A 3,677-nucleotide genomic window follows, 5' to 3' on the forward strand; every position below is an offset into this window, starting at 1 on the left:
TAAGATATTTTAATAATAAATTGATCATGTTTGAACTTGATTGTAAGTACCAAAGGAAACCTAATTCATTTACGTTCATTTTATACCCCCGAGAGACCGAATTTCTTTTTTAGTTTGTCAATAAAATTCTTGGTTATTCATGAATCAGTAATTCTTCCTAAATACACATAGAGTTTCCATGTATAGGATTGAACCTTTAGAAAAGAAGTGGAAGAAGTACGAAAGTGCTAAGCCCGAGGAGGTTTTAAAAGGATGTACATATATAAAACTTAACAATAGTTACTTGAGCAAAAAAGTACAACATTTCCTATTGCCTCTATCAAATTATTTTTAAGAAAAAAAGAGACTCCAATTTCTTTATGAAAAGGGGTCTCTTTATGTATGTATATATGTTCCGAAAGTCAGTTTCCTTTTTAAAATTTACCTTTCCTCCGCAATACCAGCATCCCGCTCAATAAATCCATGACTTATATGTTTTATTAATATTAGAACTATTTTTATAGGGCGAATTACCTGTTTTTATAGAATTTACAACATGAAGGACAAAACTCTTCTTGAAACACCATCAAAATGTCCTTCATTCACTCTATGAAGGACAAAGCACTAAAAAATATTATTCAAATAAAATAGTTCGACATTTTATGATAAATTTCTCAAAATTTACTATTGCTATTATTTTTAAATGTGATAATATGTAATAGCATGAAATTGGAAAGCTGATATTCAAAATCTTGAGTCTTTCCAAGCAGATAATTTTGACCACCTCCTTTTGGAAGTCAAGGCCATACGGACAGCCGGGTCAAATGCCGATTGGCAACTTTGGTTGCCTTATTGATTGAGTTAAAAGCTCAAATTTTATAAGTTGGTTACTTTACAACCAGTGCATATGCACACAACTTGTGAAACGGTCAATAAGAGTGGTAAAAGTAATTATTTGCTATATAGACTCTGATCCTACTAAGATATATTTTGAATATTAAAATGCTTTCTGCCCAATGGTCCTAGGACTTTTGTGATAGACGGATTTCTATGACTTTTTGTCATGGTATTAATATTGATTATATCTAAAGCAAGTGTTGTGCGCAGGTATGCGTTTTTCACTTGCTTTTTTTGTTGTTGTTGCAAAATCAAAATCTATTAAGTTAGGAGATAGGAGAATGGGAAAAGCACTTATTATTGGCGCCGGCGGCGTGGCATCAGTAGCTATTCATAAATGTGTTCAAAACAGTGAGGTATTTGAAGAGATTTGTATTGCAAGCCGTACAAAATCAAAATGTGATGAATTAAAAGCGAAACTTGACGGCGGCAAAACTAAAATTACAACTGCACAAGTTGATGCAGATAACGTGGATGAGTTAATCGCATTAATTAATGAAGTAAAACCAGATATCGTTATGAACTTAGCATTACCATACCAAGACTTAACTATCATGGATGCTTGTCTTGCAACAAAGACTCACTACATGGATACGGCTAACTATGAGCCAGAAGATACAGCAAAATTCGAATACAAATGGCAATGGGAATACCGTGAGCGCTTTGAAAAAGCAGGCATTACAGCTCTTTTAGGCAGCGGTTTTGACCCAGGTGTAACAGGTGTATTCTCTGCTTATGCGCTTAAACATTATTTTGATGAAATTGAATATATCGACATTCTTGACTGTAATGGCGGCGACCACGGCTATCCGTTCGCTACGAATTTCAACCCTGAAATCAATATCCGTGAAGTTTCTGCTAACGGACGTTATTGGGAAAACGGTGAATGGATTGAAACCGAGCCAATGGAAATCAAACGAGTTTATAACTTCGCTGAAGTTGGCGAAAAAGATATGTACTTGCTTTACCATGAAGAGCTTGAATCCCTTGCACAAAACATTCCTGGACTTAAGCGTATCCGTTTCTTCATGACATTTGGCCAAAGCTACATTACACACCTAAAGGCCCTTGAAAATGTTGGAATGACTTCCATCGAGCCAATCGAATTCGAAGGAAAACAAATCATTCCACTTCAGTTCTTGAAGGCGGTATTACCAGATCCAGCTTCCCTTGGACCTCGTACAGTTGGAAAAACAAACATCGGCTGTATCTTCAAAGGGAAAAAGGATGGAAAAGATAAAACTTATTACGTTTACAACATTTGTGACCACCAAGAGTGCTATAGAGAAGTCGGTTCTCAAGCGATTTCCTATACAACAGGCGTTCCTGCAATGATTGGTGCAGCGATGATTATGACTGGCAAATGGAATAAGCCAGGCGTATTCAATATTGAAGAGTTTAATCCAGATCCATTCATGGAAGAGTTAAACAAATGGGGTCTTCCATGGGTAGAAGACTTTAATCCTGTACTTGTGGATGCATTGCCAGAAGAAGCAGAAGAAAAAGAGCTGGAGCTAGTTCGATAAGATGCGGTTTGAAGAATTACCAACGCCTTGTTATGTAGTTGATGAAGGTCTTATTGAAAAAAATCTAAAAATCCTTAATGGCGTAATGCAGCGTACGGGAGCTAAGATTGTTTTGGCACAAAAGGCATTTTCTATGACAACCATGTATCCCCTCATTGGAGAATATTTGAGCGGTACAACAGCAAGCGGTTTGTTTGAGGCACGTTTGGGGTACGAAGAAATGGGCAAAGAAAATCATGTCTTTGCCCCTGCCTACCGTGAAGATGAAATCGACGAAATCATCTCGATTTGCGATCATATTATCTTTAATTCCTTCTCACAGTTGGAAAAATTTAAAGACAAAGCTCTTCAGGCTGGCAGGAAAGTGGGCTTGCGCATCAATCCTGAGTGTTCAACACAAGTTGGCCATGAAATCTATGATCCATGTTCACCGGGTTCCAGATTTGGCGTAAAACAGGAAGATTTTCGTCCAGAATTACTTGATGGTGTTTCAGGACTGCATTTCCACACCCTTTGCCAGCAAAACTCTGATGATTTAGAGACGACTTTAAATGCAGTGGAAGAAAAGTTTAGCCAATGGCTTCCGCAAATGGAATGGATCAATTTCGGCGGCGGCCACCATATTACGAGGGAAGATTATGATATCCCGAGACTTGAAGCATGCATCAAGAGAATGCAAGAAAAATATGGATTAGAAGTTTATCTTGAGCCTGGAGAAGCCATCGCTCTCAACGCAGGGTATTTAATCACATCTGTACTTGATCTCCATAAAAACGGAATCGATATTGCTATTCTTGACACCTCCGCAACTTGTCATATGCCGGATGTGTTGGAAATGCCTTATCGTCCTCCTTTATTTGGATCAGGAGAAGCAGGCGAGAAGCCATTTACTTATCGCCTTGGTGGCCAAACCTGTCTTACAGGCGATGTGATCGGCGATTATTCGTTTGACCAGCCATTAAAGAGCGGCGACAGATTGGTTTTTGGTGATATGGCGATTTACTCCATGGTGAAAAACACCACGTTTAACGGCATGCCTTTACCAGCGATTGCGGTACAAGATAAAGATGGCGATTGTAAGGTCGTACGCGAATTTGGCTATCAAGATTTTAAAGTCAGACTTGCTTAACAGAATACTAGAATTTTTGTAAAACCAGATTCTCAAACTAGAATCTGGTTTTTTAGTTGTTTTGTAAAAATAAGATAGGCCTAGATCTTATATTTCATTGACCGCTGTAGTTTGTTTTTTTGTTCTACGGGCAATGAAACGCTCTT

General features: G+C 37.9%; 2 protein-coding genes. Both read left to right on the plus strand.

Annotation, left to right across the window (positions count from 1 at the left end; genetic code table 11):
- Window positions 1-1,157 precede the first annotated feature (1,157 nt).
- On the plus strand, window positions 1,158-2,402 hold the full coding sequence (locus V7161_RS25410) for a saccharopine dehydrogenase family protein (RefSeq protein WP_335715597.1): 1,245 nt from the start codon (window positions 1,158-1,160) through the stop codon (window positions 2,400-2,402).
- Window position 2,403: 1 nt separating this feature from the next.
- On the plus strand, window positions 2,404-3,531 hold the full coding sequence (nspC, locus tag V7161_RS25415; protein WP_335715598.1) for a carboxynorspermidine decarboxylase: 1,128 nt from the start codon (window positions 2,404-2,406) through the stop codon (window positions 3,529-3,531).
- Window positions 3,532-3,677: the final 146 nt, after the last annotated feature.

The organism is Neobacillus drentensis (assembly GCF_036965425.1).
GTDB lineage: Bacteria > Bacillota > Bacilli > Bacillales > Cytobacillaceae > Neobacillus > Neobacillus drentensis_F.